Source organism: Pedobacter sp. JY14-1, from assembly GCF_029269825.1.
Lineage (GTDB): Bacteria > Bacteroidota > Bacteroidia > Sphingobacteriales > Sphingobacteriaceae > Pedobacter.
On sequence record NZ_JARJHU010000005.1, the window covers coordinates 420,929 to 447,133 of the forward strand.

Annotated in this window: 23 protein-coding genes and 1 pseudogene; 3 read left to right on the forward strand and 21 right to left on the reverse strand. The window is 43.6% G+C overall.

All coding sequences use genetic code 11. The features are described 5' to 3' along the window. Positions 1–94 precede the first annotated feature (94 nt). The 3 genes from P2W84_RS12360 to P2W84_RS12370 all read left to right on the forward strand — a co-directional run bounded on the left by P2W84_RS12360 (position 95) and on the right by P2W84_RS12370 (position 3,086). Positions 95–616 carry a TlpA disulfide reductase family protein gene (locus P2W84_RS12360; RefSeq protein ID WP_276090450.1) on the forward strand — a complete coding sequence of 174 codons (522 nt, stop codon included), beginning with the start codon at positions 95–97 and terminating at the stop codon, positions 614–616. Then, the gene (locus tag P2W84_RS12365; protein ID WP_276090451.1) at positions 613–2,853 is read left to right on the forward strand and encodes a S41 family peptidase; all 2,241 of its coding nucleotides are present in this window, start codon (positions 613–615) and stop codon (positions 2,851–2,853) included. Before P2W84_RS12360 ends, P2W84_RS12365 begins: the two co-directional genes overlap by 4 nt. 77 nt (positions 2,854–2,930) lie before the next feature. Then, positions 2,931–3,086 (forward strand): hypothetical protein, encoded by a 156-nt coding sequence (locus tag P2W84_RS12370; protein WP_276090452.1) that lies wholly within the window; start codon positions 2,931–2,933, stop codon positions 3,084–3,086. Between the two features lie 39 nt (positions 3,087–3,125). On the opposite strand, the gene P2W84_RS12375 is transcribed toward P2W84_RS12370, so the two are convergent. The 21 genes and pseudogenes from P2W84_RS12375 to P2W84_RS12475 all read right to left on the reverse strand — a co-directional run bounded on the left by P2W84_RS12375 (position 3,126) and on the right by P2W84_RS12475 (position 26,117). Beyond that, complete coding sequence (locus P2W84_RS12375; protein ID WP_276090453.1) at positions 3,126–3,755, reverse strand: peptidoglycan-binding protein; 630 nt, start codon at positions 3,753–3,755, stop codon at positions 3,126–3,128. Continuing rightward, positions 3,674–4,045 carry a hypothetical protein gene (locus P2W84_RS12380; protein WP_276090454.1) on the reverse strand — a complete coding sequence of 124 codons (372 nt, stop codon included), beginning with the start codon at positions 4,043–4,045 and terminating at the stop codon, positions 3,674–3,676. The genes P2W84_RS12375 and P2W84_RS12380 overlap by 82 nt, the downstream gene beginning before the upstream one ends. Before the next feature lie 307 nt (positions 4,046–4,352). Then, positions 4,353–5,000, reverse strand: coding sequence for a DUF6266 family protein (locus P2W84_RS12385; protein WP_276090455.1), 648 nt, complete (start codon positions 4,998–5,000; stop codon positions 4,353–4,355). 128 nt (positions 5,001–5,128) lie between these two features. Beyond that, the gene (locus tag P2W84_RS12390) at positions 5,129–5,590 is read right to left on the reverse strand and encodes a hypothetical protein (protein ID WP_276090457.1); all 462 of its coding nucleotides are present in this window, start codon (positions 5,588–5,590) and stop codon (positions 5,129–5,131) included. A gap of 99 nt (positions 5,591–5,689) precedes the next feature. Then, the gene (locus P2W84_RS12395; RefSeq protein WP_276090458.1) at positions 5,690–6,355 is read right to left on the reverse strand and encodes a cyclic nucleotide-binding domain-containing protein; all 666 of its coding nucleotides are present in this window, start codon (positions 6,353–6,355) and stop codon (positions 5,690–5,692) included. A 321-nt stretch (positions 6,356–6,676) separates the two neighbouring features. Beyond that, complete coding sequence (locus P2W84_RS12400) at positions 6,677–7,000, reverse strand: hypothetical protein (RefSeq protein ID WP_276090459.1); 324 nt, start codon at positions 6,998–7,000, stop codon at positions 6,677–6,679. Between the two features lie 72 nt (positions 7,001–7,072). After that, positions 7,073–7,402: an AraC family transcriptional regulator gene (locus P2W84_RS12405; RefSeq protein ID WP_276090460.1), complete on the reverse strand. Its 330-nt coding sequence runs from the start codon at positions 7,400–7,402 to the stop codon at positions 7,073–7,075. Position 7,403: 1 nt separating this feature from the next. Further along, positions 7,404–7,778 (reverse strand): hypothetical protein, encoded by a 375-nt coding sequence (locus tag P2W84_RS12410; protein ID WP_276090461.1) that lies wholly within the window; start codon positions 7,776–7,778, stop codon positions 7,404–7,406. Positions 7,779–8,018: 240 nt separating this feature from the next. After that, entirely contained in the window at positions 8,019–8,612 is a 594-nt protein-coding gene (locus P2W84_RS12415) for a sugar-binding domain-containing protein (RefSeq protein ID WP_276090462.1), read from the reverse strand. Positions 8,613–8,620: 8 nt separating this feature from the next. After that, complete coding sequence (locus tag P2W84_RS12420) at positions 8,621–11,278, reverse strand: prolyl oligopeptidase family serine peptidase (protein ID WP_276090463.1); 2,658 nt, start codon at positions 11,276–11,278, stop codon at positions 8,621–8,623. Position 11,279: 1 nt separating this feature from the next. Continuing rightward, positions 11,280–12,581 (reverse strand): thioredoxin fold domain-containing protein, encoded by a 1,302-nt coding sequence (locus P2W84_RS12425; RefSeq protein WP_276090464.1) that lies wholly within the window; start codon positions 12,579–12,581, stop codon positions 11,280–11,282. Between the two features lie 66 nt (positions 12,582–12,647). Beyond that, positions 12,648–14,084 (reverse strand): RagB/SusD family nutrient uptake outer membrane protein, encoded by a 1,437-nt coding sequence (locus P2W84_RS12430; RefSeq protein WP_276090465.1) that lies wholly within the window; start codon positions 14,082–14,084, stop codon positions 12,648–12,650. A gap of 9 nt (positions 14,085–14,093) precedes the next feature. Further along, positions 14,094–17,438, reverse strand: coding sequence for a SusC/RagA family TonB-linked outer membrane protein (locus P2W84_RS12435; RefSeq protein WP_276090466.1), 3,345 nt, complete (start codon positions 17,436–17,438; stop codon positions 14,094–14,096). Positions 17,439–17,704: 266 nt separating this feature from the next. Then, positions 17,705–19,300: a FecR family protein gene (locus P2W84_RS12440; RefSeq protein WP_276090467.1), complete on the reverse strand. Its 1,596-nt coding sequence runs from the start codon at positions 19,298–19,300 to the stop codon at positions 17,705–17,707. A 517-nt stretch (positions 19,301–19,817) separates the two neighbouring features. Further along, positions 19,818–20,110: pseudogene (locus tag P2W84_RS12445) on the reverse strand (recombinase family protein); the annotation flags it as partial. Between the two features lie 795 nt (positions 20,111–20,905). Further along, a complete protein-coding gene (locus P2W84_RS12450; RefSeq protein ID WP_276090468.1) occupies positions 20,906–22,654 on the reverse strand; it encodes an SAVED domain-containing protein in 1,749 nt (582 codons plus the stop codon). Positions 22,655–22,671: 17 nt separating this feature from the next. Continuing rightward, positions 22,672–22,887: a hypothetical protein gene (locus P2W84_RS12455; RefSeq protein ID WP_276090469.1), complete on the reverse strand. Its 216-nt coding sequence runs from the start codon at positions 22,885–22,887 to the stop codon at positions 22,672–22,674. Positions 22,888–23,065: 178 nt separating this feature from the next. Further along, entirely contained in the window at positions 23,066–24,277 is a 1,212-nt protein-coding gene (locus P2W84_RS12460) for a nucleotidyltransferase (RefSeq protein ID WP_276090470.1), read from the reverse strand. Further along, positions 24,274–24,486, reverse strand: coding sequence for a hypothetical protein (locus tag P2W84_RS12465; protein WP_276090471.1), 213 nt, complete (start codon positions 24,484–24,486; stop codon positions 24,274–24,276). Before P2W84_RS12465 ends, P2W84_RS12460 begins: the two co-directional genes overlap by 4 nt. A 266-nt stretch (positions 24,487–24,752) precedes the next feature. Then, on the reverse strand, positions 24,753–25,763 hold the full coding sequence (locus P2W84_RS12470; protein WP_276090472.1) for a type II toxin-antitoxin system antitoxin SocA domain-containing protein: 1,011 nt from the start codon (positions 25,761–25,763) through the stop codon (positions 24,753–24,755). Positions 25,764–25,769: 6 nt separating this feature from the next. After that, positions 25,770–26,117, reverse strand: coding sequence for a hypothetical protein (locus tag P2W84_RS12475; RefSeq protein ID WP_276090473.1), 348 nt, complete (start codon positions 26,115–26,117; stop codon positions 25,770–25,772). Positions 26,118–26,205 lie beyond the last annotated feature (88 nt).

A 26,205-nucleotide genomic window follows, 5' to 3' on the forward strand; every position in this document is an offset into this window, starting at 1 on the left:
ACGCCAGTCAGGTTTAGATCGTCCGCAAACCCCAATCAAGCGCACTTCAATTACCCTCCTTTTCTTTTCCGTGATAATTTGATTAACTTCAAATATGAAACTACTCAGATTAACACTTCTCCTGGGCTTACTGCCCCTGCTGACATTCGCGCAAACGGATTCAACCACGCTCACCAAAGTAGGTGACAAGTTGCCCGATTTCTCCTTCGAACTCGAAAAAGGCAAAACCGTCAGCATCAGCGATTACAAAGGAAAACTAATACTGATCAATTTCTTTGCGACCTGGTGCGGACCCTGCAACATGGAACTTCCGCTGGTACAAAAGCAGATCTGGGAAAAATATAAGGACCATCCTAAGTTCAGTTTCTTCGTATTCGGGCGCGAAGAAGGCTGGGACATCCTCGACCCCTTTAAGCAAAAGAAAGGATTTACCTTCCCTATGCTACCCGATCTGAAACGCGACATCTTTAAAAAATTTGCTACCCAATCCATCCCCCGAAACATCATCGCCGATGAAAAAGGCAACATCGTTTACCAATCCATAGGCTTCTACGAGGAAGAATTTGCCAAAATGGTCACATTCATCGACAACTACATGAAAACGCTTTCCAAATGAAAAAACTCCTGACGCTCCTTTTACTTTGCGCATCCTTATATACCTGCGCGCAAAAGCCTCATTACAATATAGATGCCGAGGAAATCGATGCCACAACCAGACTCCCCAAAGGCTGGACCTTTGCCTTCAATCCAGATCAGCAAAAAGCCTACAAGGCCACCCTTGACGAGGAAACCAAATATGCCGGAAAACACGCCATCGCCGTAGAGAACATCGGCAGCCAGGCACCTTTCTATGCCATCGATTACATCATCAGCAAAACATTTCAAGGCAAGGAAATCGAACTAAAAGGCTACATCAGTACCGAAAATGTCAAATCAGGGTATGCAGGCCTGTGGATGCGTATAGACGGTGAACAACCCACAATTGCTTTTGATAACATGAGTGGCCGGGGCCCTACAGGAAATACCGGCTGGCAGCAATATACCATCAAACTGCCTTACGATTCAGATGCTGCCAGATCGATCCATCTCGGCGGCCTGCTCGTTGGTGATGGCAAAGCTTGGTTCGATCAGCTCGAACTGTCCATAGATGGCAAACCGATCGACCTTGTGCCCGAAAAGAAGATAGAAATCACGAAAGCAAGCCTCGATACTGCTTTCAGAAACACCTCAGACATCAAACCCTTTAACCTGACCCCACGTATCCAGGAAAACCTGACAGTGGCGGGGCAGTTCTGGGGCTTTGTAAAATACCACCATCCGGCAATCGCAAAAGGCGATTATAACTGGGACGCGGAACTTTTCAGAAACCTGCCTAAGATCATTTCAGCTCCCGACAATGCCGGGCTCAGCAAAGTCTTGGAAGATTGGCTGGACAGGCTTCCTGTTGTTCAAGCCGATGAAAACAATGCAAACAGGCCCGGAGCGCTTGCCATCAGCCCCGATTATTGCAGCCTGCTGAATCAATCAGTACTGTCCGCGTCGCTTACAAAAAAGCTGACTGACATCAGGGAAAGCAAAAGAACCAACAAACATTATTACTTATCCTATTATCCCGGCGTCGGCAATCCCAAATTTGAACACGAACTGAGCTACAGCAATATCGCCTATCCGGATGCAGGAATCCGCCTGCTCAGTCTGTATAGGTACTGGACGATGATCAACTACTTCTTTCCCTACAAAGACGTAATTGGCAGAGACTGGAACGAGGTCCTGGCGGCTTCCGTCCCCGAGTTTGTGAATGCGAAAGATACCCGCGAATATTTGCTCGCTACCCTCAAACTCATCGCCGGTATCCACGATACCCATGCCAACATCTGGAGCCAGCACGCCGCCATCGAAGAATTCAAAGGCAAATTCAAGCTCCCTTTCAACGCAGAGTTTGTCGAAAACAAGCTGGTAGTAACCGCATATACCTACGGCGATACACTCAATGTCAAACAAAACTTTCAGATCGGAGATATCATTACAGAAATCAACGGGAAGCCGGTCGATGAGCTGATCAAAACATACCTGCCTTATACAGCCGCATCCAATTACGACACACAGCTTCGCGACCTGCCCTACGGCTATCTGCTCCGGGGACAATCACCCTCATTCAGCGTAACCCTGCTCAGGGATGGAAAAAAGATCCTTCAAAACACGCAAGGCTTACAATCCAGCTTCTACTACAAATCCGCGCAGCCTGACCAATCAGGCTTTAAATTGCTGGAGAACAAGATTGGATACGTTTATCCCGGCAGATACAAGAACAGCGATTTGCCCGCCATTAAAGAACTGTTCAAAGATACCAGGGGGATCATTGTCGACATGCGTTGCTACCCCTCTGAATTTATGCCTTTTACCTTCGGAAATTATATCAAGTCTCTCAATACCCCTTTCGTAAAATTCAGCAGCAGCGCTTCAGATCGCCCCGGACGCTTTACCTTCACTAAAGAAGTAAACAATGGCGGCGACAAAGATGCTTATAAGGGAAAGGTAGTTGTTATCGTTAACGCCACTTCCCAGAGTCAGGCGGAATACACGACCATGGCCTTTCAGAGTGCACCCAATGTCACTGTCATTGGCAGTACCACAGCAGGCGCAGACGGCAATGTCTCCACTATTTATCTACCCGGAGGCATACGGACCATGATCTCAGGAATCGGTGTTTTTTACCCCGATGGTACTCCCACACAAAGAGTCGGCGTGAAAATAGACCACGAGATCAGGCCTACAATAAAGGGCATTGCCGCAGGCAAAGATGAACTGCTGGAAAAAGCCAGGCAGCTCATCGAATCCGGCACAGGCAAGTAAATCTCCTTTTTACCAACAATCAAAATAACATTATCTTTGAAAAAAGACTCAACGAAATTACAGAAAGGAGCGATACCATGGGAATCGAAGAACAATTACTAGACCTGGCAAAAAAGGAAGGCAAACAAGAAGAAAAAATTCAGACTGCTCTCGAAATGAAGAAAAATCATTTTTCGGACGAGGTAATTGCTACTATCACCAAACTCACCCTCGAAGAAATCAAAAAACTCTGATAAAAAAGGAAGGCGATCTACTCTTAGACCGCCTTCTTTTTAAGACCCCTGCCCCTCAACCCAATCACTAAACCTGGCAATCGTCCGCCGGTGCCTGAGCCTCCGGTACACCCCATCACCCTCACGCGAACCCGCCACCGAAGTATTCCCCTCAATCGTCCGGCAGAAATCCCCCTGCACCCCCTCCACCAACCCACAATGCCCGATCCTGCCCAGCTTCGGAAAATAAATCCCAAACACCAAACCCCGCATCGGATCACGCCCCCTGTGGCTATAATCCCTCACCATCCACCCGTCATGTCGAGCCTGCGAGACATCCCTTGAACCACGCACAACCACTCCGCTCACCCCTCCCCAACCCACAACCCTCCCCTTCGGAAGCAACGCCGGGCTCCAGGCCGTCCGGGGAGCGGGAAACCCCGCATCCCTGAACCACATACTTACCGCCGCCGCGCACCACGGCGCAGGCGTTCCGATACCCACGTACTTAAGATAAGCCCCAACACGCGGCCCACAATTCTCACCACCTTCTTCCCGAACCCCGAGGTCCCTTTCCGCTGCTTTGATAACCCTGTCATAACCATCTCCTACAATACCGCCATCAGCACCAGCACGCCCGCCAATAGCAACAGCCCATAACAAACCACATAAAACCACAACTGTACGCATACATCCAAACCTTTAAAACGTGAAACCATACTGCCCAAACCCGGCAATCCCAAAAACTTAATCAACCCACTCACCAGCCACAAGCACAACCCCACCAATCCCAGATAACAAACCAGCGCAAGCAACACCAACACCCAAATCCCCGGATCCACAAAACCCGCCGTCTCATCCATATCCTGCACCACCCGCTGCAACAACGGCCACAACAGCACAAGCGTAATGAAAAACAACACTCTCTTAGTAACCTCAGCATTCCCCTTCAGGAAAGCCCTTTCTATTAATTCTTTCATAACATTCATAAAACTCATTTCTAATTTTTGTCCTTAACGGAGCCGATTTGCCACCAGCCTTTGAAGTGCAACCTCAACCCTGACTGCACGCCACACTTGACTGACCACCCTGACTGACCACCCAACCTGACTGAGCGCTTTGTCCGAAAAACCAGGTGTCTCTGAGCGGCATTTTGCAACATTGCGAAGCTTTGGGGCAAACAGCCGCAGAAGAGACCCTGGTTTTGAGTTAGCCAGTCAGCCTGACAAGTCAGTCAGCCAGGTAAACCTGTCAGTCAAGCCAGTCAGTGAAAGTCCAGTCAGCCTACTACTGCACTTCAACAGCCCCGGCAAACTGCGTAGTGCTCGTAACCTTCCCATCCGAAGACACAAAACTCACATACACATACACCACCTGTCCGCTCCACGTAGCTGGCACCGGCATGTCAAAAGACAAGTCAGACCGCACCGCGTCCCCAACCGACACCAAAAACGGATTCACCTCCAGCGGATTGTACACCAGCACCGCCAGCTTATCCGTACCCGCACCCGGCGTATAAGCCGGTACCGAGGCCAGCCAGGAAAGGTCAATCTGCGCATCCACCGTCGTGGCCCAGGCCAGACCAGCCGCCATTGCCAGCTTACCCTTGCTGAATAAAACCTGCGGATAATCAATCGACAAAGCAGGATAAACACCCGTCACCGCATTTTCCAGGTTATACTGCACCGCAGCATTCCAGGCGCTCATACCAGGAGCATGATCCTCAAACCCCACCCGGATAAAGGGCGAAACCCTGGAAAGAAACTGCGTAACCAACTTTACTTTCAGCTGCACCGGCAGCTGTGCCTCACTCGGCACCCTGTGACCCCTGGCCGCAGCCATAGCGATCACGTTTACTCCATTGACCACCCGGCCAACAGTGTTTCCGACCCTACCAACCCAGTGGTAAAAAGGTCCTCCTAATGATTTTCCCATCGTTCTTCAATTTTATGATGGTCAACGATTAGTTTTCTCTCCCGGCGCACCGCAATACACCGTACTCCGGAAAGAGATGCCTTAAAGGCATTTGAGCGCGTTAACCAGTTCTTCAGAGGTGAAAGCCGCTAGGCACACCTCAGCAACACCCGCTGCAGTTCATCCGCTTCACCTTCCCAGCCAAAACGGTGTTTCAACATACCGTCAGGGCTGAATTCCCATACCGAGATCAATGCACTGCCCGACGCCCGGATACCAATGTCAATGATCCAGTTCCGCTGCTTCGGTCCGCGCACCTGCAATGCATGCTGCCGGCCATCCCTGGAAACATTGCGGATATCGCGTTTCAGCCCTTCCACATCCAGCACATGGATCCTCAGCCTGCGCCTGCCCGAGCTGAAAAGAATACTGCCCGTACTTACCTTACGCTGAAGGCTGCTGGCGGGCCCGCTGCCATGCCTTTGGGCAATGCCCTCATTTCTGTAAGCCGTACCTGCGCTTACCATTTTGCGAACGCTGCCTGCGCCGCCACTTTTTCGGAAAACCCTTACCGAAAGGCCAACGTGGCCCGATACTTCCTGGTGTCTCATTATCCGGAATGATTAATAGTTCGTTAAATTTTTGATTACACAAAGATAACCCTGCTAAAATGAACCAACCTCCGCGCGACGGAGGTTGGTAAAAATGTTTCAAAAAAAATCCACACAATTTTTGTGGGCATCCATAATCTCGGTCATCTGCTCCTTCATACGGGAACGCGCATCAGCCAGTTGTCGTACTGAAATCCCTAGGAAATCTGCCAGATCGCGAGACCTGATCGGAGCCTGGTTTGCGGGCAGCATACCCGGAAAGTACCGGTAAAAAGTCAATACCCGTTCATCGAGATCCTCCAGGGCCAGCAGGTCACGGTGCAGCTTCTCCTTATATTGATTATACCTCAACGCAGTATAATAGGCAAACTCCTTCATCCCCGGAATTTCGGAATAGATACGCTCCATATCTTGCACAGCGATTTTTCGCACTGTAGTACCTTTACCCGTTACGATCTCATACTGCGACTCCTCCTGGTTTATAAAATCCATTAGGGCTACAATAGTGCCGGGCCTGTAGATCCGGAAGAGATACCGGTAGCCATTCAGGCCCCAGGCATAAATCCAGACATATCCCTTCACAACATAATAGGCATGCCTGGGCCTGCGGTCCTTTTCCTCCAGCACATGGTCGGTGGAAATTTCAACATTTTTACTCAGCACCTGCCATAGCAGCGGGGCGAGTTCTTCAGGGAGGGAAGCCTCCGGCCTGATACTTTGCAACAGCGCAAGCAGCGCCTCAAATACATCGTCATATTTAGACATTGAATTAATAAGGGTTAAATAGGTTAGTTGATCATCTTTGGCACCATCACCCGGCCAATGCCAGGGCAACAAATTGCCAATGCCTAGAGCGGCAGTATTTATGAGAAGAAGCGTTAAATCATATTTTGCTCTGTTTAATTTTTATACCTCAGGAACATTCCTTAAAGATGTCGCGAAGTTAAAACCGAGCCGGATATTCGCAAAATATTTTTGAAATAATTTATTGATTTTCAGAACATTAAGCAACAAAAAAGGCCGAAACATCCTGTTACGGCCCTTATCTCAAAAGTCGTTCTTAAGCTCTTAAAAAACTTACCTTAATTACGCCTTGTCAAACACCTCCCGCAGCAACTGCTCTCTTCCAATCGTTACACCCAGACGCTTCCGCAATTCCGGAACCGCCCGGCACTCCAATACCAGCATTTCATCGCCATCTGCCTTCGGCTTTAAGATCACCACCTGCCCATCTTCATTGCCGTGCGTCAGAAACACGTAAACCGAATCCTCCTGCGGACTTTTACCGGTATCCTTAAAAATCTTTTCCGACAATTCTACGTCGGTAAGATCCACATCAATCTCATGGGTGTAAATGTGGGCACTTCTGCCCTCCATAAAGGCCGCAGCCCTACTTTCTTGTTCTGTCATATTAAATATTAAAGTTGTTTTTGTTTCGTTTATTATTCATTCGTCATTGCGAGGTTGCGCAGCGACTCCACGTCATTGCGAGGTTGCGCAGCTTCCGAAGCAATCTCTAAACTCCCTCGGGCCCACCCCTTCCCTCCTCTTAAAGCTCCTGGTAAAATGCCCATGATCACAACAACCAATGGTATACGCAATCTCGCTTACCTTCAGGGATGAATGTATGAGGAGATAAAGCGCTTCCTGGTGTAGCCTTTCCTGGATCAGCTCATATATCGTTTTTCCGAAGCGGCGCCTGGTGAAGCCGTTCAGTACGTACAAAGTTGTATTCAGCCGGGCTGCATAGAACTCGGGGTGGTGGTGCCGCCGGAAGTGCTGTTCAAGAAGGATTTCGAAATCGCTGGTCATGTTAAAACATTTTGCTCCGCAGCACCTCCATTACCGAAGCCATCAACTCCCGTCCTGTGATCTGGTCAAGTTCTTCAGCAGTTATAGTTCTGGGAATCTCCCGTTCCTCCCTTAACCGCTCCAGTCGCTTTGCATACTTTATTCTCAAGATTTCCGGTTGATCCAGTTGTTCCTGGCTGAGCAGGCCGACAAAATCTTCTAAAGAGATTTTGAAAAAGTCGAGCAGCTTTACTGCAGCTAAAAAAGGTAAGTCCTTTTCCTCGCGCATGACTTTGAGGAAAGAGCCCTGGGTCAGATTCATCGCTTCGGCTAGGTCGATACGCCGCATGCGGGGTTTGGTTTTGATCAGGTGTTCTATTGCCTGGGGTATGGTCATAAAAATTGGATAATTAAATTGCTCTACTCGCCATTGTTACATCACAAATATTGCTTGTCCAATGGTTATATTATACAATCACATTTCTGCCGTTCCGGTAATGCTCCGAATCTGTGCTTCGTCAAGCGTCATCAGGGCAGACCAGCTTTTGAGGTTAAGCTTTTGCCTAAGAGATTTCTGAGGGCATATTTTTGCTATAATAAAATGCTAAAGTGCCGGCAGACTTCACCGATACATTGATCAGGCCATCGCCGGGTTGCTCACCTGTTTGCCGTGAGGGCCAATACCTTCATTGCTCGGGTCAAACATTTTCACCACAAGTTCATTTGTGCCTTCTTTCAGCGCTGGTGTGATGTCAAAGCTAAATTCGGTGTACCCACCGGTATGGGAACCAATTAGGGTTCCGTTGATATAACCCGCAGCCTCGTAGTCAACTGCACCGAAATTCAGTTTCAATTTCTCCCCCGGTTTCAGTTTTGGGCGATCAAAGGAACGTTTATACCAAAGAGTTTGCGTTGGCAACAACGATTTTTTCACACCTGATAAAGCCGATTCGATTGGATAAGGCACTAAGATTTGTCCTTCCCAGGTCTTCGGCTTGACAGCTCCTTTTTCAGTTATGGCATAGCGCCATAATCCATTAAGGTTGGTCCAGTGCTCTCTTGTCAATTGCGGGCGGGGATATTCTTTTAATGCATTTGCTGGTGAAACATCCTTTGCCCAGCGGCTTTGAATGGTCACGGGCTGCATTTTGTAACTATCTTGCCCAATAGCATTTTTGACTGAAAAAATCAGCAAAGCCGTGGCAAGGAATAAAGTTTTTGATCGGTTCATTATGTTTATTATTTAAAGTCTTCGTCTGATTCTGGCTGAGAAGATAGCGCATCCTTAATCCATTGAGGCTCTGGCGCATCCTTCAGAAAATGATCCCAAAATTGAATCGCTCGGGAATGAAAATCTAACCGACTTTCTCTACGGCCCAGACCGTGCCCCTCCGATTTATAATTTAGCCACCACACTTTTTTTTGCAAATCCCGAAGTGCTAGAAAGAAAGATCTGCTATGGATTGGGAGAACTGCCTGATCAAGTTCATTGTGAAGAAGCAATAAAGGTGTAGATACATTTCTGGACATTAGTATGGGAGAGTTCTTTATATAAGCTTCAGTATCTTCAAATAAGGTTGCACCTAACATATGTCCGAAGCCACTTAAACTATTAATATGGGAAATGCCATCTCTAAGTTGGGTCGCTTGACTGATCATATCAGATATACCGCACATTGAAATTGCAGCGCTGAATATTTTACTGTGAGTAATAATATAATTGACCTCCCATCCACCTGTACTGCCACCGCAGATGCCAAATTTATTTTCGTTTACCCAACTAAAGCTTTTTAAATGATTTACCGCGGCATGCACCGACTGGACAACATCGTCGCCTGCATATCTGTACCTCTCTTTTTTGACATCGGGCAGAAAAACCAGATATCCGCGGCTTAGAAGATGTGGGATACTTATTTCTCCTCCTGATGGCTCTGCATCAGGAAATGAATTCAGCAAATTACTTTTTTCTTCATAAATGTCCATGATGACCGGATATTTGTTTTTTGGGTTGAAATCTTCAGGTTTATAAAGAATTCCCTGATAGCATTTGCCGACACTATCCTTATAAGTATGCAACTCAGACTTCGACCACCAATATTGTTTCTGCGGTTGTAGCGAAGATATTATTTTGAAACGTTCCAAAGACCTACTGAAATAATAGTTAGGATAGTCATTCACCGTCTCTAAGCGCAAAATAAAACCTGAACATTTTTTAGCAGAAACCATCACGTCAGAGGATAGCTCCGGATATACGTGTTCTATTCCTTCTATATACATCGGTTGCATACTGAGGAGTTTTAGAGCTTTTTTAGGATAAAGTGAAAGAGAATAAAAGCCAAAGCGTTTATCCAATATGTTAAATGCTTTAAGCAATAATGTTCCGTCCTCTTTTTGAATTTGTCCAGGATTTTTTATTGCTAAAGAGAATACTGTCTTATTCGTTTTTCCAATCCCATTTGTTAAGTTTTCTGGTGGCCGTCTTTTATCAGGATCAAGCAGCCATATATCATATGTCCCCTGCACAAGTATTTGTTTGTCACTCCCTAGCCATCCAACAATTTTCTCCCGCCCAAGTGAATAGGTTGACGGGTAACCCTGTAACCGATAATCTGCAAACGCTTTTCCAGGAAAGTCCTTTGTCAAAACTAATTTTCTACCAGAAGCAATCTCATAACTACAATAGGCATTTATAACTGCGTCATAGTAAACAGCATATTTTCCACTGGGAGACAGTTCTATTACATTCATTGGTCCTTTGCAATCTTTCTCGATGATGACCTTTTCCCCTGTGACCGTATTGCAGGCCGTATAGGTTATTCGAGCTTCTTTATTCCAGAATTCGTTCTCATGACCAAATGACGATTTTACAAGCAAAACACTGTCATTTTCCGACGCGAATGCTATCTCAGATTCTGACCCACGGAGCAGCTGAGTGATTGTTCCGTTTTTAACATCAATGTTAGAGAGGTATTCCCGGGGATTTTGCGGACGTTCGAAATTGTTTCCAAAGTAAAAGCTTTTCAAAAAGCTGTCTTTATAACTCCAGATCTCAGGCTCTCCCTTATCATTCTTCCGGGGGGTGCCTTTGATGGAAAAAAATAGCCTGTCCCCGCTCTTGCTAAATTTGTAATATCGTCCTCCAATTACCACATTAGTTGTATCGGCCAGCAACTTACTGCTAACCAACAATTTTGAACAGCTTTCCCCGGTCTTATAATGCCAAATTTCCGGTTTTGCTCCAACAGTGGTCATAAAACAGACCTGTGAGCCGGAGTTGTCGAAAATAATATCGGAAACATCGTTCCCCTGATAAATTTTCTTTTCATTAAAACTTTTAAGATCGACGTAAAACACACTAATGCAATTTTTGCATCCGACCAAGGCGCGCCGTTTAATTACCAATCTGTCATTTCCGGTCGCAAGCTCATAATTGATAACCTCTGAAAATTTGCGAACTATGGTTCCATCAGGCTTAGACAATTTTAAGTTGCTATCTCTTTGACAATAATTCAAAATGTAACTGACCGAGTTAATTTTTATTATGTTGTATCTAGTTGTAGCTGGTGTTTTGAAAATTGATTTGTTCTGAAGATTTATTGCCAAAAGTGTGTCGTTTGGCAATTTTGCCAGAAAAAATCGGCCATCGTCTGAAAATGTAGGTCCATCTGCATATTGATAACGACGTTCCCAGGATCCTGATGTTGATTTTATTACCAGCGTGTGGCTTCCAAGAGGATAATTATCTATATTGAACGACGCGAACTCAGCATCAGGGCTTAGGACAGCACCGTTTACTTTCGGCCAACTGTAGGCAGCGTCTAGCTCGAAACGCTTCTTTTGAGCGTTTACAATTGTAGCTAACAGAGAAAAAAAAAGGGCCAAAAATTCTCGTTTCATATCAGTTAGTATAAGCCTGTATCCATGTAGGTTCGTTATTTGTGATTTTTTTTAAGACATCCTGATACCATGTCATAGTTTCAGTATCTAGCCCCTTGTCTTTTTTAGCCAATTCTAATGTCCTTTTGGCTGCTTTAAGTGCACGTTCCTTATATCCGGCTTTATACAAAATATTTGCATAAGTGTCCGAGTAGTGAAAATTTTCAGGGTATTTCTTCAGAATGATTTCCATGTATTCAATACCTTTTTGAAGGGAAGCTAAATCCTTTGCGTGTAGAAAAAATAATTCGTAAACAAGTGTGTTGATACCGTTGGCTCCTAACGGAGAGGTGTCTAAGCCATTAAGCGCCTTTTGTTCAATCTCGTACTTAATTTGACGGTCCCAATCCCCAAGCTTGTGATAAAACCTGATTTTTGCCCACAGTAAATTTCTTTTAGCATTGCTTCCTCCAAAACGTGTCCTCAGGCGCTGTTCGATTCTTTTCCAGTCGGGTTTTTCAGTGATTGCGTTGTCGTCCGTCCATAATAATGGTGAAAGTTCAAATTCTCTAATAATGAAATCCGTCGTACTCTGAGAAAATCCTTCCCACACCGACATTAAACTATCGGAATATTTTGGGTGATTCAGCATAAATTTAAAGATCTGGTCTTGAGGTCGAAACAGACGTCCAAAAGAAGATATGAATTTTGCAAAAGAATTATTGAGAACATTCACTGATTCTGTTTTATCGATGAAATGCCCCTTATAGTATTCTGCTACTTGAATCGCGGAAGAATCATCCTTTAGTTCCTTCAAGCGGAATGCAAAGTCATAAAGTTCTGTTTCGTTAAGCTCGTTTCGTTTGAAACGAATTAACAAGTCGTCATTTCTTAGTGCTTGATATTTCTTTAGTATAGCAAGAAAATTAGCGGGCGACTGATAACCAACTTCTTTTCCGATAAATTTCCCTTCAGCACTAAAAAATAAAAAACTAGGATAGGCAGTTATATACTTAGCTAAATCGTTGGCCTTTTGATACCATGCTTTGATCTTTTCAGAATCCCCATCGGTTTTGTCCATTTGAACCTTGACTGAGATGTAATTTTCGTTCGCTGCTACCCCAACATCAAGGTTTGTAAAAACATTAATATCCATATCCTTACAGGGAATGCACCAAGTAGTGTACGCATCCACAAATATGACTTTATTCTCGAGCTTAGCTTTGTCTAACACTTGGTTCCACGTTAAACCTTGCACAAAATTTATCTGTGCAAAGGACAATAAAGGTATCAGCCCCGCAAACAGAGTGATTAGCTTTTTCATAAAAAATTTATTTATGTGTATGCTAGTGCTTGGTAACCAAAGCACTAGCAATTATTCACTTTGATATTAATTTGAGTAGAACGGGTTCTGCTTTAAATTCCGATTTATCTGAATATCCGAAAATGGTATTGGATAGAGTGCTTTATAGAGTTGCCATGTGCTACCTTTTATTGTCGAGTAATTACCCATGATTTCATTCACTTTACCGGACCTTTTCAAGTCTAGCCACCTATGGCCACCCTCAGTAAACAACTCCAAACGTCGTTCTTTGAAAATTGCTAGCCGGATTTCGGAAACTTCTGAAGCAGGAGTATCACCCAATCCAGAACGGCGACGAATTAGATTTAAATCCTCTCTGGCACCTGAAGTGTTGTTTTGTTCATTCCTCGCTTCAGAACGAATCAAATAAAGTTCAGCTAGTCGCAACAGAATTTGATATTCAGTCTTCGGGATATCTGCCCTAACTTTATATTTTGAAGGATAAAAGTAGTCGATGGCGCCTATCTTTGTTGTTGAAACCCAATTACTTTTTCTCTTATCACTGGCTTCAAATTCCGACAACAAATTATCCGATAGTGCTACCTGGATAACATTTTCATTTGCATCAGGAATGAAGTATGCTCCTTCATCGGTATTGAAATTTGACTTGACTGGCTGTAACGCCCAGATTGTCTCTTTACTATTTTTTAGATAAATCTGATCCAAGGGAATCTCCGCTGAATACAGTTCTGTTTTTTTGATGACTTCAGAAGCAGCATTTTCAGCAGCACTATAATTTTTAGTATATAAATATACCCTTGCTAGCAATGCCTTTACCGCCATTACGTTTGGTCGCACCCGTTCACTGGTTACGCCGACTAACGTTTCATCTACATATCTGTCGTCTAACAGTTGTTCGGCCTTTAACAAGTCGCTTATAATCTGAAGATAGACTGCATCTGAGCTTGATCGTGTTAAGCCATTATTTATCTCGTAGTCGGTCGATAATGCTAAAGGTACATCTCCATATAGATTTACTAAATAAAAGTAAAAAAATGCACGAAGAAAATAAACCTCGCCTGTTAGCCTCTGCTTAACAGCAGGTGTTAATGATGAGGCTTGAGTTAAACCCTGAATAGCTGCATTTGTTAAATAGATATAGTTGTACAAAGGCCCCCAAAATTGAATATCATTATTTGCATTATAGTTTTCGGTTAAAGCATTTTGAAAATATTTAGCTGTATTGACGTCATTTGCAAGATTCAAAACTTTTAAATTGTCAGAAGAAAGTTCTGGATATAACGATAGGTTCAGTGAAAATGAAGCGCTCGCCATTTTGGTATAGATGCCCGTAACTGCACCTATCGCATTTGCATCGTCAGTAAAAACATTACCACCATTAACACTTGTAATCGGGGCATCGACTTCAATAAATTTCTTACATCCAGTTTGAAAGCTTAGAAAAACAATGAGTACTAGTGCAAACGTGGCTTTTTTCTTATAGTATTTGATATATATTTCCATAACTATTTATTATAAAGAAAGTTGAAGACCAATTGTATAAACTCGTAACGGCGGCAGGGAATTTTTCGATCTCGTCTCCGGATCAAAACCATAAAAGTTGGTAAAGGTCAAAAGGTTCTGTCCCTGCATATAAATCCTGGCCTGTGATATTTTAGCTTTTCCTAACCAACTCTGCGGCAAGCTATAGGATACAGTTGCGTTTCTCAGTCTAATAAAAGAGGCGTCGCTGATTGAAGCATTTGCGTCAAACATCGCCAATGAAGAGAAAAAGCCCTGGAAGAAATCTTGCGTAACTTTTTGTATTGTCGCATTATCTCCTTCTTTTCTCCAGCGGTCAATGAAATTATCCATCTGGTTTCCCATTCCAGCACCTGGGAACAAAGGATATGTGCTGTTGTTCCCATTTTGCTTTACGAACTGAAAAAGAAAATCAAAATTAAAACCCTTATAGCTCAAGCTATTCGACCAGCCACCATAGAATTTTGGGTCTAAATTGACTATTTCCGTCCTATCATCTCCACTCGGGCTAGACACCAAATCACCACTTTTACTTAAAAATTGGTACAATCCTGTCGTAGGGTTCACACCTTTAAAGTTATAAGCGCGTTTAATAAAAATCGACTCGCCTAAAACATAGAAGCTGGCATCAGGACTCTCTGCCAGTTTATCATACCTGACCAATTTATTTTTTGGAATAGTTAGATTAAATGAACTCTGCCAGCTGAACGTTTTTTTTCGAACCGGGTTCAAGTCCAATGAAAACTCCCATCCTTTGTTCTGTACTGTGGCAGGCAAGTTTCTAGTTATCCCAGCAAAGCCTGTTACACTTGAGAGGGGAGCGTTTAATAATTGATTTGCTGACCGGTTTCTAAAAAAATTAACATTCAAAAGGATTTTATCCCTTATAAATCCTAAATCTATTCCCAGATTAATCTTTTTGGTTTCTTCCCACTGTAAATATGGATTGGGCAGGCCGTTTGTTACAAGTCCGATTGTCTGTTGGTAGGGAACATCTGCAGGATATGGCTCATATAAATTCATAAACTTATAATCTCCTATTCCATCATTACCGGTGGTTCCGTAGCTAGCCTTTAATTTACCAAAACTTAAAAATGGCAGCTGCTCCTTAATTTTGGATGCATTTGTAAAAATCCAGGCACCAGCAACCGAATAGAAATTATTGAATAAATTTTCTGCTCCAAATCGACTGCTTCCATCTCGCCTGCCAGAGACCGTTAGAACGTATTTATCTTCATAATTATAGCTAAGCCGTCCAAAAATTGCACCGTATCTGTAAAATGACTCTAATGCGCCTGTCGCTGTTACATTTGGAGCCGCTAGTATATTTTCTAACTGGGAGTCATTATTGAAACCTTCACCTCTATAAGATCTCATATTGTTTCTGGTCTCCTGAAAGGTTGTTCCCAATATTGCATCAAGGCTACCAAATGTGAATTTTCTTGAATAGGTAAGTTGTGGTTCGACGATCCACGTGTCTACAAACTTATTTGAATAATTTGCTGCACGTTTTGAGAAGGTATTGCTAGGGCTAAGGGCCGCTTTGGGGAACGTACCAATTTCATCGTTTACCAGGCGGTTATAGCCCAGCGTTGATTTTAATGTTAACCCAGGGAAGAATTCATAAGACAGTAGGCCATTGCTTGTTAAACTGTTGACCTTGTTAGTATACAATTGCAACATCCTTGCCATCGGATTATCAAATGTTAATAATTTCGGGTCTTCAGGTAGGGGTTCCCAATTTAGAGAGCCGTCTGGATTGTATAAGGCGGGTGCATTTGGGGCAAGCGATACCGCGTCTGCGGTAAGATCAACTTGAGGAAGTGTATTTTTTCCCTTCAAATATCCAGCGGTAAAATTTACTTTGAACTTTCGGTTCGAGGACGTGTGGTTTACTACTAGGCGACTGCTTCCTTTTATATCGGAAAATTCCCCCGGAAAGACTGTAGTTTCCCTCAAGTAGCTACTGCTAAATAAGAATTGAGTATTCTCATTTCCACCAGATATTGACGCTTGGAAATTTTGGTATTGAGCAGTGCCCCCGATCAGCTGCTTTTGCCAATCCGTGTAGCGGTTCTGATCCCATACGGTTAAATCTGAATTGCCGCCAAATCCATCATAAGTGCCGGGGATAGATTGTCCCGCATTTGTGTAGGATTCTTTTCGCATTTCCAGGTAATCCTGCGTTTTTAACAAATCTAACTTGCTAACAATAGTTCCCCAGCCGGTTTGCGTATTAATATCTACTTTTGTTTTACCTGCTTTACCTGTTTTTGTAGTGATCAATATTGCACCATTTGCGGCTCTGGAGCCATAAATTGCAGTTGCATCACCATCTTTTAAAATTTCTATACTTTCAATATCGTTAGCGTTGATAAAATTAAGTGCACTTGGATTGCCACTAGGATTTATTCCCGTGCCTATAGCGGGGCTTCCTATAGCGTTGGGCTGATATGGTATGCCGTCTATCACATAAAATGGTATATTATTATTTGCCATGCTATTTCTACCCTGTACCAAGACACTTGTCCCCCCGGTACTTAGTCCGGAACTTTGCTGAACGAATAATCCAGGAACCCTTCCGGCAATTGCTAACAAAGGATTTGCTACGGGAGACTTTGCGATTAAATCTCCCTTTACCGTTGAAATGTTACCTGTGGTTAGGCGTCGGGAAGTAACGCCATATGCCATAATTTGAACCTCATCTAACTTGGAAGTGCTCTGCTGTAGCTGGACATACATAAAATCTTTATTTGATGGAACCTCCTTGCTGATATATCCTAAGTAGCTAAATATCAGCATTGAACCTTCTTCCACATTCTTCAGAAAAAAATCTCCGTTTCCACCAGTTGAAGTTGAACCCTTGCCTTCCTTAATACTTACAGTCACGCCAGACAATCCATTTCCTAACGAATCCACCACCTTACCTCTGACATCAATCGCCTGAAATCGGGCAATGATATTATCCAGCAATCCCTTTTCTCTTTTTTTGAGTACGATGTTCTGCTCCCTGATTTTGTAGTCAAGGTCAAGGTTTTTGATGGAGGCGGCTACTGCATCTTCTACGGATACATTCCGGATGTTCAGGCTGATCTTCTGGCCTTTCAGGTCGTTGACGTTGTAGATAAACTCGTATCCGCTTTGTTGTCTTATACTTTGTAAAACTTTTTCAATAGGCGTATTGCTTACATTCAGTGTGATTTTCTGTGCAAGTCCTTTTGCACTTACCTGTGCCAGGGCGATGATCATGATGAAAGTGGTGAGTTTCATAATCAATAGCAGTTTTTTTGGCGGTCGCAAATGGCGCACGCCGGGTTTAAAAGCAATTAAATTCATTACCTTCGTTTGGTTGAGTTGATTAAATCATTGTTTCCGCAATTGTTTATCCTGCACAGCACTGCTGTCAGGAAAGGTTGACTCAATCATTTGGCCGGCTAGTGATTCCACCCACTGTCCGGCTTTTTTATTCAGCCCCCTGTCTCATGCTTAGCTTGCCGTTCGCCTGTTTGTTCTGGTCATGGTTGTTGGTTTGTTTAGTTGATTATTTTTGTTTAGTTGATTATTTGTTTAGTTGATGATTATGGTTGGTTCAGGAATGATTTCTATTTGCTTACAATTATCGTTTTACCTTCTATTTTAAACTTCACCTTCAGGTCGCGCAGAATGTCCAGCGCCACAGAAGCGTTCACATTCCGGTTGATACCACCGGTAAATTTCAGCTCCGGCACCCCTTCCGGGTATTTTACCTCTACATTATACCAGCGGCTCAGCTGCCGCATCACCTCCTCCAGGCTGGCATTCTCAAACCTCAGCTTTCCGCTCCTCCAGGCCACAGCAGTTTCTGTATCCACCGTCTTTACCTTCAGGCCGCCATTAGTCAAGCTTGCCTGCTGGTTAGGCGTCAGTATCACCCCCTGCCCGTCATTGCGAGAATGCGCAGCTTTCGAAGCAATCTCACCACCCCTACTGTCATTGCTATTCCCCGTCATCTCGAGCGCAGTGAGAGATCTCTTGTCTTTGCTATTCCCCGTCATCTCCAGCGCCCCCTTACCGTCATTGCGAGAATGCGCAGCTTTCGAAGCAATCTCACCCTGCAAAGAAGATTGCCGCGTCGTTCCTCCTCGCAATGACGAGCTGCTAAGCAGCGACGACACGGATGCCGCCCCCTCAACCAACGTCGTCTTCACACTCCTTTCATCAGCATACGCATTAATGTTAAACTCCGTTCCAATATCCTCTACCACCTGCGCCCTTCCATCCGGCCTTTTGCTCACCACCCTGAAAGGTTGCTTGTCATTATGCACCACTACAAAATACGCTTCACCTTGCAGCAATATTTTTCTCTCGTTTCCAGAAAACTGAGCAGGAAACTCTAATCTTGAATCCGCATTCAGCCAAACCTTGGTTCCATCCGGCAAGGTAAAGGAATAAGTCTGGCCTCTGGCCGTCGTCGCGGTAAGCATCATTGCTTTGCTTTGCTCCTTTCCGTCATAACCTCCTTTACCGTCATTGCGAGGTTGCGCAGCTTCCGAAGCAATCTCATCAGGGGATTGCTTCGTCGTTCCTCCTCGCAATGACGACAAGGCCGATCCGTCGTCATACCTCAACGCTGTAGCACCCGCAGCAACTCCCACAACCACGCCCTTCTTCGCGCTATCTAGCTGGATCACCTGCCCGTTCGCTAAAGTAATCGTCGCACCATACTTACCCGGAGCCACATCATTCACCAACTCCCCGTTGTGGGTCACCCCGTCATGGTGAGCCTGCGAAGCAACCTCATACTTATACAACCACACCCCAAACACGATCGTCGCCACCGCGGCAGCCAAACCGGCGATCCATTTCCTGCTTCCGGCAGCAGTCTTCGACTGCCCGCCTGTCCACGGCCATAGCCGCACCGTTCTGCCCCGATGCCCCTGATCACTTTCTGTCCCCGCTTCCCTGCTGCTTTCTTCCAAACGCTCCGCTTCAATCCTGGCCTTCACCCGCGCCAGCGCACCTTCCACATCAGTATGCTCCAGTTCCAGCAGTGCCGCCGACAGGCTGTCCTGATCGGTGATCCTTCTGAAGATCTCCACATGCCGCACATCCGCAGCCAGCCAGGTTTCGAGCAGTTCCTGCTCTTCCCGGTCCAGCTTCCCCGCCAGGTGTCTTGCGATCACCCTGCCGATCTCAAATATGCCTGCTATCCCAGCCATGTGTTTCCTGTTTCTTTCAGTCTTTAAATGAATTCTTATCTAAATTACTATAGAAACGGAACCGAAACCACAAATCTCTAAAGACACCGAAAAAAAATTTTCAGCACCTTTCATATACCCATCCCAAAAATTCCGAATAGGTTACTGGTTACTGCCTAATCGTTGATTGCAACAATAAGGCAAATTATAACCCTCTCACCTGAATACAATCCAATAGGCAGGCAAGACTTTGCGAAAAAAAAGCTAAACTCTACCGAGGAAGATTTTTTTTCAGCAAATCCCTTGTGGGGTTTAGTCTTGAATGGCTAGTGGATTGCTCAGAAATTTACTTATAAAAAGGTCTATGGGGAAATTTAATTTGACCAGTTGGGTATGCGGGAAGTTTTAATGACTTTTAATAATAAGTAACTAAACGCTCAGTATGTCCGAGCAACTACACGACCAATTCAAGGATGTGCCCTCGCGAAATGTATCGCCAATAGCAATGCAACATCCAAATGATTCAATCGACCAGTTTACGCAGGATACCGATCATCGTATAAGCGTCCCCCGCATTCCGGCTGAAACGGTCCCACTTGGTGAACAGAATCAGGTTCCGCTTGCCCTTGGTCTTTTGATCTCCGCTAACAGCCTGCTCCAGGCCGGCCTGTCAAAGGATTTGGTGGAATGATCTTCCATAATCACCTTATGCACGATAATGTTGTTGATCTCGCAATAACGGCGCAAACGTTCTTCCTGATCCCATTGGGAGTAGCCCTTCTCGGCCTGTTCATCGGTACTTACGTGCACATATAAATCCGCCGATATCATATTTAACTAATTGATATACATACAATTTAAACAAAGAATATAGCAATTTCAGGATATTTTTTAGCCTCTTCAATACTGATATTGATCCCGTTTTTAGCCAGCAATTCCACCGCTACCTAGGACGCGATCATCCTGTTGTTATAGTGTTCTTTTTCCATAGGGAACACCGCCCTAAACAGCTTTCCCACATCCCCCAACGGGAACGACCGGGGAGTGTTTGGACCAGTCCTTTAAACCCCCTCACTCCGTAAACAACCGAAGCCCATGAGCCGTTTAATTGATATGTTGTCCGCTGCCGGTCGGGGTGTCTTATTAGCCCTACCTGCATCCTTAATCAAAAGATCGCCGTTGCCGCCTTGCTCCGGCGCTCTTTGTCGCTGCCGCCTTAATCGTTCTCCTTAAGGCTGTGCGGTGCTGAGGGATACCGAAAGCTTCGCGCGGCCGGTATCGTCGCAGGCTCGGCGCAGCTGCCTGCCTTTCCGAAGCAATTCGGAACGGGCACCCTGAGGGCAGCAAGGTCTGTGGGCAGTCCTTTCTGGTTGGCGGCAGAAAGCCTGACAGGCTGCCATTAGCCATCGGCCTACCGCGTTACGGATAGAATAACGTATCCTGCGCTGCAGATACAGCGGATAGCCGAACCCGCCGGGAAGCGGGGAACGCCCGGAACCATCTTTTGATCAACTACGCCAAATTACGTTAGAAAAATCAAACAAATTATAATACCGATCTCAAACATCATGTTTCACAGCTATCATCAGTTTGTTTTTTCCTGTATAAAACCTAAGGGTTGAACAACTATTTATAAACGACCTTATATAGCATTTCCAAAGCGTCACTTATCAAGGTTCCATCCAGTTTTCTAAATCCTTCAATCAGCCTCGTGTAATTTGGTGGGGTCGTCCGAGTCACTTTCCCATTTGCATAAACTGCCATTTCACCTACGCTACCGGCCATCTTCTCTAAGTTATAAAACACACGTTGATTGCTGGCCTTTATCAATAACCCTGAGAATTCTATTACCGGTTTTTCTGAAAGCACGTCTGCGATTTCCTTTAAAGAGTTAGTATACTTAATACGGATAGATTGCCAATACCAGATCAAAAACCTATTCATCCGACGTATTTGAATCTCCTTTAAATCTTCGCCAGTATCATCGAAAGACCACATCGTTTCCACCATGACCTGAATGGTATCCAAGAACCATGTTTTATATTTTTGTTCGTCAAACTTGTCATCATAAAGCTTCGACCAGGCATAGTCATTCAATAACGCATATACATCTGCATGATAATCTGATTCTTCAATTACTTTAGGAAAACTACCGATGCCGTCAGCAACTTGCTTATTAATATTATGGTAGCTGTAATGTAAAGATTCATGGAGCAGGAACAACCTTCCTGCTTTATTAACTACTGCCTCATCTTTCAATCTTTTCACCAGGGCAATAAAGAAACTGGTATCAATACTCCATTCGTAAGCCGCCTGATCGTAGTCAAATCCATTTGCGACGGTAATATTTTCCTGATTGATCTTGTCCCTTACAAGTAATTTGTTTTCTGTCAAAGGCTCAAGATGCCTCCAATAGGGAACATTGAAGGAAGACCAGTCCACATCAGTTGATAAATAATTGAACCAGTTGCCTTTGGGTTTATCGTTCAGATTTTTTATAAAGCGGTTAAGCTTTTGCGTTAACATATCATTCCAGCTTGCCCTGTACTTTGCCGCCAACTCGTATTGTTCGCCTGTAAAAACGACCTTTTCTTCAGTTGGCTGATTGATAATTATTGCTAATTGGCAAGGTGTTTCCACACTGCTTTTAAACTGATAGGTATATAGAATTGGGTAAATGTTGGGCTGTATTTTAAGCCCTAAAACAAAAGCGACCGGGATGGGAACACTTGCGAAGATATGTACTGCTGACAGATGTGGGAATTTTGAAATTAATATATTAAAAACCTCATCTATCTGCTTGCCAAATTCGATCAGGTCATTTTGATCATATAAATTCTCATATCCCGGCTTAACCACCTCCAAGTTAACCACCTTCATGAGCGATTCACCAACGACATCAGAAGTAGCATCGGCATTGACTTTAAAAGATACGCCAATATTTAGGGATACGTCTTTATTAGATAAGTTTTCATCATTCGGCAATCCTGACACTTGGTATTCCACTTGCATTTTATGTTCAAGTTCGTAACGCCATTCTTTCGTATCGTGTGTTCTGAACATCGGATAAACCTGTTGCCAGTTATCGATCAATGAGCCTAAATGTATGATTAACGGGATAGGTGCAAATCCAAAATAAAATATTGGCGTACCCGGATTCTGGTCAATAACAGGTTTAACCTTATCTGAGTATTGTTTCCTTTGTATGATTTCTAATTGATCCCAATCATCTATTGTGTCACCAAGCGCTATCGCTGCTGGTCTTATTTCAATAATAATAGGTTCGGCGTCTTTGTATTCTGATGGAACGGCTTTGATACATTCCTGATCAGAAATTTCGCTATGAACCGGATGTTTTATAATTATGTAAGTCATTTTTTTAGTTTTAGGATTTAATGTACAGTACCTCCGCCGTTCCAAACTCCTGTAGCCACCCAAATTTCATAATGGTACAGCCATTCAGATGCCCATAATAAAATGGTATTGGCTATTAACTTCGATGGTGTCCAGCCCTGGTTATCATGGTAATAAAGGCATAGTTTCTTTTCCGGGGTTGAATAAACATGCGGCAGGACTTTGCCATGGGCAATGATTAATTCAGGCTCCAATACATATACTTTAGGCCAGTCATGTAATTGATATACAATTTTAACCTTATAGGTAAGGCTAACCGGGGAGGGTGTAATTTCCCCGGTCCAGACCAATTGCTTTTTTTGAATCCTTATATCAGCCTCTGGATTAAAACGGCTTAATACGTCCTTTTGTACTTGTAAAGGCAGTATTCTATTATTCCTTGGTACCATCAAACGTGTGTTTAGGAACAGATTTGCTATAACCAATACCTAAGGTTGCTGTTCCAACTGCGGCTGTTAGGTTCTTACTTTCCCGAAGATCATTCAGGTTTTTTCCAACACCGTTTAACGCGTCATTTACAACCCTGGTGCCGAACAAAGGTTTAAGCGTTTCACCAATGTTGTAAATACCCTTTTGCATCTCAATGTTGGACAGGTCTTCCTTAACCTTCTTGAGCCATCCATAAAATTTGGTTTCCCGTTGTTTTTCCACCTGCCATTTATCAGCGAAATTTTCTCTGGGATTTACTGGATTGGGTACCCATTTTACTGCTACTCCGCCTATTATTCTTTGTTCAATAAACAACGGCATGCGGTCAATAATACCGATTAATGCGTCGTAAAGATTAGCTTGTCCCTGGTAGGCCCTTGCCGCTAAGGTTGTAATAATGATGGATACAGGTTTATCATCGCAATCATCTGCAAAATGAAGATCGCGGTGCCTTTTTAGAATTTGAATTGCCCGTTGCAAGGGCGTCCTTGCTTTAAAATCAGGTATATCATCAATTCTCTTATTGAGCACCTGGGACATCATTTTTTTAGCCTCTGTCAATTGCTCTTTCATTACATCAAGAAACCACAGGGCAAAGCCTTCCGTATTACTTTTAGGCCAATCATTAAACCTTAGCTTATAATTTGAACTTTTGTTATCAGTGATATTAATCGCGTGTTTGGCGTAATTGTAAGGGACACCCTGAGCGGTAATCCAGGAAAAGTCATCAGGAATAGCCGGAACTACATCGAGGTGGAACCGGGTTGCCTCAGCGTATTTTATCCGCCAGCATCTTCTATGTTCCTCATCCAACATACGTCTATAGTCGCTATCCTGCTGTAACCTGATTCTGAATAGTTCTTTTAAATCAAACTGGGACAAGGCGGTAGTATTTGTATTTAAAATACACGTCATGTCCACATCAAATTCGTCTTCTTCATTAACGGGTCGTACAGCAATGCCGACACGTAGAGAGCCCTGCAATAGGACCTGCGGGTAAAAACGCGCTAATAAGCTGCCCGGTTCAGAAAGATAGCTTCCCATCCTTAAAAACTTTTCGTTCGCCAGATCATATTGCGCATCAGTCAGATCCAATGCGTCTGCCAGTTTTTCGTAAAGAGAGGCAAAAAACTGTTTTTCTTGAAAGGAGATCATTGTTTACCTTCCTTTCTCACGCCCTTGAACTTCGTGCCGTCTTGTTTGACATCCATAAACCGACCTGTTGCCGAATCCCTTTTAATCCAATTTTCAGTTGTTGGATTGAATACTTGTGAACGGCCTTTGACCGCGCCTTGCCGGTGATGATCACCGGGCTTTCCATTTGTAGCCATGTTGCTAATTTTAAATAACGTAAAAACTGCCATCCCAAATTGGGATGAATTAATTTTTCTGATTGGGTCACGTTCAGAAAAACATGGCTTCAGGCTATGGAATGTGGGAAATTAAGAGGGTCGGAAGTAAGATTTAGTTTGCAGAACACAAACTTTTAATATCTTTACAACGTTATTTATACCAAATACCTTAATGTCACACACTGTATCTACCGTTTAAGACGCGGTTCCTGATTGCATTGAGACACATTATTAGCCTGAGGACTGCAATTCCCCAGGCTTTTTTATTATCCTTGCTTTTATATCGTTTCTAACTCAAATCCATATTCATAACTGATTAACTTTTTACCTTCCTGGTAATTCTCATACCAGGCTTTTTCCCGATGACTTGTTTCGATAATGTTGGAGACAGAAGTATTTTTAAATTTTGCTTCTACCTCTTTCAAAGAAGCTAATTCATCTTCATTAAATAATTCAGCATTAAATTTCCTTTCTGGATTCGGAAGGAATTGTTCACCCAAAGCACCGCTTGGAAATGATTTCTGCTGAATATTAATATCTTCATGGTCGGCAGCGAATTCAAAAATGCTGTTAAAATTATTAGGGACAGGCCCCATATCAATAGCACGGTACTGTGTCCCACTGATAGAAAAACAGGTCTTTCTGAAATTCACGAAATCCGCATAGAACAGCAATTTATTCATTTTAGTTTTCCATGGTCTTATAGTCGCCGTAAAATAAATGATCATTTCACGCAATTTTTCCAAGTTGGGTAAGGTATAGCCGGTATGAATCCCAATACTGCTGTCAAAACCCAATAAATAATCTTCAATATTAAAAGACCAGATCGATTGCTTTTCTTTTTCTATTAACTCGTCAATATGGCGGAGAATGTTCTTTTCTTCATCGCCCGAATAAACGCCGCTTAGCGTGATCAGGTGTTTGAATTTTTCGGGGTCCTGAGCCAGCTGGATCAATCGGGAATTTGATTCGTTCGGTACTTCTCCGTTTTCATAATTCCTATACATATTGGCTCCAAAACCCAAAATTTCAGACATTTTAATAGCCGGTACATTATATCGAACTCTTAACTCTTTAATTTGTTCCGGGTACGGAAGTTTATGCCGTTCACGGTATTTATTATACACCTGCAACATATTAACTTCGTCTAATTCGGTCGTTGTAAACTGTTCATTGGAATCTACACATTTAAAATTATGGTGAATCACCGTGAACTCTTCCTTCCTGAACACAATTACTCTTTTTTCTTTTTGCAAGATCATTTCCTTGCCTGTTATTGGACTTTTCATAACATTTTACTTAAAAGGGTATGTTAAAGGATATTCCGCTACATGGAATGAAACACAAATCACTTCAGCATTTACCATGCCGAGTGTAATCTTTATATATACTTCATTCTTTTTAATCTCTTTCCCAAAAACCCACATATCACTCCCGCCATATAATTTTTCTTTTAACGGTCCTTGGCAATAATCTTCTGCCTGAAGAGCGTCCAAAACAGCATCTCTGTCAAGCGGTCGCAATTCTAAATCTGCCAACGCCTGTGAGTTCTTGCCGCGGTCATCTCGATACAATATTCGCCAAATCGACTTCTTTGTCTTAAAGTCAGCAAGGAAAGAACGAACTTCTACAATATTACTCACAATGCAAATATAGTAAAAAGAATTACAAATTCAACTTTAAAGTTGAATTTGCATACAAATATTCATATGTAAACTTTAAAGTTGAATT

Coding starts and splice junctions, on each gene's coding strand:
- P2W84_RS12360 (WP_276090450.1), top strand. CDS start 95: ATGAAACTACTCAGATTAACACTTCTCCTGGGCTTACTGCCCCTGCTG.
- P2W84_RS12365 (WP_276090451.1), top strand. CDS start 613: ATGAAAAAACTCCTGACGCTCCTTTTACTTTGCGCATCCTTATATACC.
- P2W84_RS12370 (WP_276090452.1), top strand. CDS start 2,931: ATGGGAATCGAAGAACAATTACTAGACCTGGCAAAAAAGGAAGGCAAA.
- P2W84_RS12375 (WP_276090453.1), bottom strand. CDS start 3,755: ATGCGTACAGTTGTGGTTTTATGTGGTTTGTTATGGGCTGTTGCTATT.
- P2W84_RS12380 (WP_276090454.1), bottom strand. CDS start 4,045: ATGAAAGAATTAATAGAAAGGGCTTTCCTGAAGGGGAATGCTGAGGTT.
- P2W84_RS12385 (WP_276090455.1), bottom strand. CDS start 5,000: ATGGGAAAATCATTAGGAGGACCTTTTTACCACTGGGTTGGTAGGGTC.
- P2W84_RS12390 (WP_276090457.1), bottom strand. CDS start 5,590: ATGAGACACCAGGAAGTATCGGGCCACGTTGGCCTTTCGGTAAGGGTT.
- P2W84_RS12395 (WP_276090458.1), bottom strand. CDS start 6,355: ATGTCTAAATATGACGATGTATTTGAGGCGCTGCTTGCGCTGTTGCAA.
- P2W84_RS12400 (WP_276090459.1), bottom strand. CDS start 7,000: ATGACAGAACAAGAAAGTAGGGCTGCGGCCTTTATGGAGGGCAGAAGT.
- P2W84_RS12405 (WP_276090460.1), bottom strand. CDS start 7,402: ATGACCAGCGATTTCGAAATCCTTCTTGAACAGCACTTCCGGCGGCAC.
- P2W84_RS12410 (WP_276090461.1), bottom strand. CDS start 7,778: ATGACCATACCCCAGGCAATAGAACACCTGATCAAAACCAAACCCCGC.
- P2W84_RS12415 (WP_276090462.1), bottom strand. CDS start 8,612: ATGAACCGATCAAAAACTTTATTCCTTGCCACGGCTTTGCTGATTTTT.
- P2W84_RS12420 (WP_276090463.1), bottom strand. CDS start 11,278: ATGAAACGAGAATTTTTGGCCCTTTTTTTTTCTCTGTTAGCTACAATT.
- P2W84_RS12425 (WP_276090464.1), bottom strand. CDS start 12,581: ATGAAAAAGCTAATCACTCTGTTTGCGGGGCTGATACCTTTATTGTCC.
- P2W84_RS12430 (WP_276090465.1), bottom strand. CDS start 14,084: ATGGAAATATATATCAAATACTATAAGAAAAAAGCCACGTTTGCACTA.
- P2W84_RS12435 (WP_276090466.1), bottom strand. CDS start 17,438: ATGAATTTAATTGCTTTTAAACCCGGCGTGCGCCATTTGCGACCGCCA.
- P2W84_RS12440 (WP_276090467.1), bottom strand. CDS start 19,300: ATGGCTGGGATAGCAGGCATATTTGAGATCGGCAGGGTGATCGCAAGA.
- P2W84_RS12450 (WP_276090468.1), bottom strand. CDS start 22,654: ATGACTTACATAATTATAAAACATCCGGTTCATAGCGAAATTTCTGAT.
- P2W84_RS12460 (WP_276090470.1), bottom strand. CDS start 24,277: ATGATCTCCTTTCAAGAAAAACAGTTTTTTGCCTCTCTTTACGAAAAA.
- P2W84_RS12465 (WP_276090471.1), bottom strand. CDS start 24,486: ATGGCAGTTTTTACGTTATTTAAAATTAGCAACATGGCTACAAATGGA.
- P2W84_RS12470 (WP_276090472.1), bottom strand. CDS start 25,763: ATGAAAAGTCCAATAACAGGCAAGGAAATGATCTTGCAAAAAGAAAAA.